General features: G+C 34.7%; 6 protein-coding genes. 5 read left to right on the top strand and 1 reads right to left on the bottom strand.

The window, feature by feature from the left end; all coding sequences use genetic code 11:
• From FF52_RS04295 to FF52_RS04275, 5 genes are all read left to right on the top strand, one after another.
• On the top strand, positions 1-451 hold a 451-nt coding region (locus tag FF52_RS04295), incomplete at its 5' end, for a cytochrome-c peroxidase (RefSeq protein WP_008463241.1).
• Between the two features lie 164 nt (positions 452-615).
• Positions 616-2,070 (top strand): sulfatase, encoded by a 1,455-nt coding sequence (locus FF52_RS04290; RefSeq protein ID WP_008463240.1) that lies wholly within the window; start codon positions 616-618, stop codon positions 2,068-2,070.
• A 263-nt stretch (positions 2,071-2,333) separates the two neighbouring features.
• Complete coding sequence (locus FF52_RS04285; RefSeq protein WP_008463239.1) at positions 2,334-2,984, top strand: VOC family protein; 651 nt, start codon at positions 2,334-2,336, stop codon at positions 2,982-2,984.
• A gap of 62 nt (positions 2,985-3,046) precedes the next feature.
• On the top strand, positions 3,047-3,421 hold the full coding sequence (locus tag FF52_RS04280) for a hypothetical protein (RefSeq protein ID WP_008463238.1): 375 nt from the start codon (positions 3,047-3,049) through the stop codon (positions 3,419-3,421).
• On the top strand, positions 3,403-4,326 hold the full coding sequence (locus FF52_RS04275; RefSeq protein WP_008463237.1) for a DUF6624 domain-containing protein: 924 nt from the start codon (positions 3,403-3,405) through the stop codon (positions 4,324-4,326). The genes FF52_RS04280 and FF52_RS04275 overlap by 19 nt, the downstream gene beginning before the upstream one ends.
• A gap of 4 nt (positions 4,327-4,330) precedes the next feature.
• Here FF52_RS04275 and FF52_RS04270 read toward each other — a convergent pair whose 3' ends face one another.
• On the bottom strand, positions 4,331-6,331 hold the full coding sequence (locus FF52_RS04270) for a heavy metal translocating P-type ATPase (RefSeq protein WP_035690769.1): 2,001 nt from the start codon (positions 6,329-6,331) through the stop codon (positions 4,331-4,333).
• Positions 6,332-6,444 lie beyond the last annotated feature (113 nt).

The raw sequence follows: 6,444 nt of genomic DNA, 5'->3' as shown, positions 1-6,444 counted from the left end.
AGTAAATGGAATGCATTTGTTTAGAACCAAAGCACAATGTATCAACTGCCACAATACACCTTATTTTAGCGACAATCAGTTTCATAATGACGGGCAGACTTTATTCGGAACCAAAAATGAAGATTTCGGACGTTACAATGTTACTAAAGATGTAAAAGATATTGGCAAATTTAGAACCCCAACTCTTCGTGAAGTTGTAAACACAAGACCATGGATGCATCATGGACATTTTCCAACTTTATTGGACGTGGTCGAATTATATAATTTAGGAAATCCATCTCCTGTTCAGAAAAAATATCTAGGAACTGCTCGCGATTCTTTGATTCCAAAAGTGGACCCTGCACTTAAAAAATTAAACTTAAGCAAAGAAGAAATAAGTGATTTACTAGCTTTTATTGAAACTTTAAGTACTCCAACAAGAAGAATTATCACTCCAGAAATGCCAAAATAAATTAGTTATACAATTTGTATTTTGCCCCAAAAAGTGCAAATCTTCCAAGCCCTTTCTTTATGAAACGGGCTTTTTTTATTTTTAAACTTCATCTTTTGAATATATTTGTGGTCAACCAAACTTATACGCCATGCAATTATTAATTATTCCAAAAACCACAAGTTATGAAAAGAAGTTTCTTCTTGCTCTTTCTTTCGGCAATCACTTCTTTAGGCATTGCTCAAAGTAAAGACTCAAATTCTAAACCCAATATTATTATCATCAATATGGATGATATGGGTTATGGTGACACAGAACCGTACGGAATGACGGGAGTTAATACTCCACATTTCAATCAAATTGCCGAAGAAGGAATGCGTTTAACCAATTTTAATGCTGGACAAGCTATTTGTACAGCTTCTCGAGCTGCCTTACTAACAGGCTGTTATCCTAATAGAATTGGCATGTCGGGCGTATTACTTCCAGGAGCTAAACACGCTTTGAATCCGAATGAAGAAACGATTGCATCGCTTTTAAAGAAAAACGGTTACAAAACTGCCAATTACGGCAAATGGCATTTAGGCAATGTATTGCCTTACTGGCCTACCAATTATGATTTTGATGAGTTTTTCGGGATTCCGTATTCGCACGATGTATGGCCAATTGATTATGATGGGTACTCAAAAGTTACCGATTCTAAAGACATGCGTTCGAGCTTTCCTCCGCTTCCTTTAATCAGTAATACAACCGTTATTGATACGATTGAAAACATCAAAGATGCTTCAAAACTAACCACGCTTTTTACCGAAAAAGCAATAGGTTTTATCAAAAAAAACAAAAAAAATCCTTTCTTTTTATACCTGACTCATCCTCTGCCTCACGCTCCTTTGGCGGTTTCAGACAAATTTAAAGGCAAAAGCGATTTAGGCCTTTTTGGTGATGTTATTATGGAACTGGATTGGTCTATTGGCGAAATTATAAATACGCTCGATAAAGAAGGAATTGCTAAAAACACCGTTTTAATCATCACCAGCGACAATGGCCCTTGGCTTGTTTTTGGTGATAATGCAGGTTCTTCGGGAGGTTTTAGAGAAGGAAAATCTACCACTTGGGAAGGCGGCACAAGAGTTCCTTTCCTGATTCGTTGGCCTGGCAAAATAAAAGGCGGTTCTGTAAACAGTTCGCTTATGACCAATATGGATTTATTACCTACAATTGCCAAAATAACAGGAGCTTCTTTACCTAAAAATCAAATTGACGGTTTAAATTTTCTTCCTGTCTTAACTGGAAAAACAGCTTCTGGTCCGAGAGAAATTTTTTATTATTATTTTGGAGTTGGAAGCAATAATCTAGAAGCTATTCGCTACAAACACTGGAAATTGGTTTTTCCGCACAAAGGCATAACCTACAACAAAAAGCTACAAGGAAAAGATGGATATCGCGGTGAAGGTGCGTCTGCAGAATTTCCTATGGCACTTTACGATTTAGCGCACGATCCGGGAGAAGTGCGTGATGTGCAGCAATTATATCCCGAAATTGTAGCCGAAATTCAGAAAATTGCAGATACTGCAAGAGAAGATCTTGGTGATGATTTAAATCAAAAGGTTGGAAAAAATATTAGAAAACCTGCTACATATTAAAATATAAGAGCCCGACCACAATCGGGCTTTTTAATTGAAAATCAATTATAAGATGAAAGTTTTTTCGATAATCTTACAACAATTGGTATCTATCTTTTTTTAGCTTTATAGATTATTTAAAAATGCCATTAAGCGCCAATCCATAATTATTTACTATCATTTTATTGACACATAAAATACCTCTTTAGCCTTGAATTTATTGGCATTTCTTAAATTTGACTAGAACTCAAAAGGAGCTTTTTCTTTTATAAAAATTTACTGCCATGAGAATTGATCAGATACAAATTAAAACAAACGATATTCAAAAAACGAAAGCATTTTATCAGAACATTTTTGGCCTTTTCATTTTAGAAAGCGATCAAAAATCGATAACATTTCAGGCTGGAACTTCCATTTTAAAATTTGTTGAAGATTCAGATTTTAATTCCATATATCATTTTGCTTTCAATATTCCTGAAAATCAGCTTGAAGAAGCCATTCAATGGTGCAAGGACAAAGTTTATTTAATTGTTCTAGAAGATAAAAGCGTGGTTACTAATTTCGAAAATTGGAATGCACATTCTATATATTTCTTCGATCACAACGGAAATCTACTCGAATTCATTGCTAGACATGATCTTAATAATGAACAAGTTGGCGAGTTTAATTCTGCTTCAATTTTAAATATAAGCGAAATCGGAATTGTTACAGATAGTCCATTACAATTAGGAAATCAATTAATCGAAGAACACGGATTGCATTTCTTTTCTCAAAATACCAATACCGATAAATTTGCCGCAATTGGCGATCATGATGGTTTATTGATTCTGGTACAGCCTACTCGAAATTGGTATCCAACTCAAATCCCTTCTGAAAGTAATCCAGTGAAAATAACTTTGGAAAATAATGATAACATAATTGAACTGGAGTTTTAAAACACTTTGTTTCAAACATATAAAAATATAATTTGTATTTTCATCTTCCAAAAAGCTGAAAAATGATTTTAAAATATCTGAAACCATTTGGACTTGTCTTGCTGTTATTTAGTTTTTATACTTGTAAAGGACAAAACAATCTGAGTAAACAAGTTTTGCTTGCAGAAGCTTCGTTATTGCATCTTCAAAAAGATTATAAAAATGCTATTCTGAAACTGGAGAAAGCATTTTCAATCCAAAAACCAGATGCTTTAAATGCCTACAAAGCGGCTGGAATGTATTCGCTTGACGAAAATAAAACTAAAGCTTTTCAGTATTTAAACTTATCGCTAGATAAAGGCTGGACAGAAGCCGATCAATTACTGATCCATATTTTGATTTCATTAGAAATAATTATTCTGAAGAATGGAAAATCATTGTGCAAAAAGCGCATTTAAAAGAACAAGAATATGAAAAGACACTGAAACTGCCAGAACTTCGAAAACAAATTAACGCAATGGGAATTGAAGACCAGAAAGTCAGGTATTCTAAAATTCAAACTTCAGATCCCGAAAAATTGAATGCTTTACAGCAGAAAATTAACGAACTGGATTATAAAAATCTTTCTACGGCAAAAGAGATTCTAAGAAGCAACGGCTGGCCAAAAATATCTCAAATAGGAAAAGATGGCGCTCATAATTTCTGGCTTATTGTCCAGCACTCAGATCAAGATATTTTGTTCCAAAAAAAGGCTTTGGAAGAAATAGAAAAATTAAAAGGGACAAAAGAACTTGAAATTGAAAATTATGCATTTTTGTATGACAGAGTTCAATGCAATTTAAATTACAAACAAGTTTACGGAACACAAGTAAATTGGACGCAAAATGGAGAAGCTTCGAGTTTTCGAAGTATCATCAAAGAAAATGAAACCGATAAAAGAAGAGCCTCTTTAGAACTTCTTCCTTTAAGAATTTATGCTTTGAATTATGGTTTTAAATACATTCTTCCAACAGCAGCAATTGCTTCAAAAAAGGATCAAAAAGACAAAGAAGATACTTTAAGTCTCATCAACTCCGCTAAAAAATATTATGAATCAAAAGAATTTCAGAATGTCTATGAAAATTATAATAACGCTTCAATGATTTTAGGAGGAATGACTAGCGCTCAAAATTTTGAAGCAGCAGAACTTTTTGCGAAAACTTACAATCAAACGAACGAAGAGCAATATCGAAGTATTGCTTTAGATTTTTTAAGTTTAAACCATCTTAGAGGCGATTTAAACTTAAAATCATTATTGTCGAATGCTGCATTTCAAAAATTCTATTCTGAAAATAGATGGAAAGATATTGTCGGCAGTTTATAATCTCTTAAAACCTCATCCTCTGAATCCTAACCGCATTCAAAATCGCTAAAAGTGCTACTCCCACATCTGCAAAAACAGCTTCCCACATGGTTGCAAGTCCGCCCGCGCCAAGAATTAAGACAAAAGCTTTAACTACGAATGCCAAAGTAATATTCTGCCAGACAATCTTTTTGGTTTGTTTCCCAATATTGATTGCCATTGCAATTTTGCTAGGTTTATCATCTTGAATAACCACATCGGCAGTTTCGATGGCTGCGTCGCTTCCTAAACCTCCCATTGCAATTCCAACCGTACTTAAAGCAATTACAGGAGCATCGTTTACGCCATCGCCCACAAAGGCAATTGTTTCGTTTTTGGCTTTAATTTCATTGACTTTATTGACTTTATCTTCTGGAAGCAAATCACCAAAAGCTTTTGTGATTCCCAATTTATCAGCAACAAATTGAACCACATTGGTTTTATCTCCGCTCAACATGGTCAATTTTACTCCTAAAGATTTTAGTTTAGAAACCGTTTCTTTAGCATCTGCTTTAATTTCATCTGCAATAGTTAAGTAACCAGCAAATTTACTTTCGTAAGCGATAGCAATTGTCGTATAAATGATTGAAGATGGATCAATGTCATACGAAATCGAATATTTATCTAAAAGTTTAAAATTCCCAACAAATAATTCTTTTCCGTTGTGAGTTGCTTTTAGTCCATGCCCTGAAATTTCTTCGATTTCTTTTAATTCTACCGAAGAGTCAATTGGTCCAACATGATTGTGAATAGCTGTAGCCACGGGATGCGTGCTTCTATTTTCAAGAGCATTGACTAATCTTAAGATTTCATTTTTATCGAATTCTGGTTTTATGATAACTTCTTGAACTTTAAAAACGCCTTCGGTCATAGTTCCTGTTTTGTCTACCACAACATTCTGAATCGTCGAAATACTGTCAAGAAAATTACTGCCTTTAAACAGGATTCCGTTTCTGCTTGCAGCGCCGATTCCGCCAAAATATCCCAACGGAATGCTTATAACCAAAGCACAAGGACAGGAAATAACCAAGAAAACCAAAGCTCTGTACAACCAATCAGTAAAAACATAATCATCAACAAAAAACATCGGAATCAAACAAATTCCAATGGCGAGAAATACCACAATTGGCGTATAAATTTTCGCAAACTTTCTAATAAACAATTCCGCTGGCGCCTTTTTGGTTGTGGCATTTTGTACGAGTTCCAGAATTTTAGACAATTTACTGTCGCTGTAAGCGGTTGTTACTTTTACTTCTGCAATCGTATTGCCATTTATCATTCCTGCCAAAACAGTTTCGCCTTTCTTCTTAGTATCGGGCTTACTTTCTCCCGTTAAAGCCGCTGTATTAAAGGAAGCGAAGTCTGATAACAATTCACCGTCCAAACCTAATTTTTCTCCAGCTTTAAGCTGAATAATCGCTCCAATCTGTACCTCTTGAACTTTTACTTTTACTGCGACATTGTTTTCTAGTATGTGAACCTCATCGGGACGTTGATCCAAAAGGCTTTTAATACTCGATTTTGCTCTATTAACTGCCATTCCCTGAAAAGTTTCTCCAATCGTATAAAACAGCATAACAGCAACACCTTCTGGATATTCTCCGATGGCAAAAGCTCCTATTGTGGCAATGCACATGAGGAAAAACTCAGAGAAAATGTCTCCTTTTACAATGCTTTCGTAAGCTTCTCTTAAAACTGGAAGTCCGACTGGAAGATATGCAATTGCATACCACGCAATTCTAACATATCCTGTAAACCAATCTTGCGGAAAATAATTATCTAAACCAATTCCGATAATCAGTAAAATAAAGGATATAATCGAAGGCAAAAACAGTTTAAACCAACTGCCACTTGCATTGTGTTCATGATCATGTCCACCGTGATCATGAACCTCATTATCAGAATGCACGGGTTCATCATGCGAACAGCAGCAGGAAGATTTGGCTTTATTTTTAGCGTTTTTTACTTCTTTATCTTGATGTATCATTTTTTTAAGTTTCATGCTTCAGGTTTCATGTTTTGAATGCCTGAAGGTATGTTTAAATAATGTTCTAAATTTAAGCATTTTGTGGGAAAGTTTATTGCCACAAAGGCACCAAG

The sequence above is a fragment of the Flavobacterium sp. F52 genome (assembly GCF_000278705.1).
GTDB classification, from domain to species: Bacteria; Bacteroidota; Bacteroidia; order Flavobacteriales; family Flavobacteriaceae; genus Flavobacterium; species Flavobacterium anhuiense.
The sequence above is the reverse complement of the archived record's forward strand: the minus strand, read 5'-3'. Positions and strand labels throughout refer to the sequence as shown.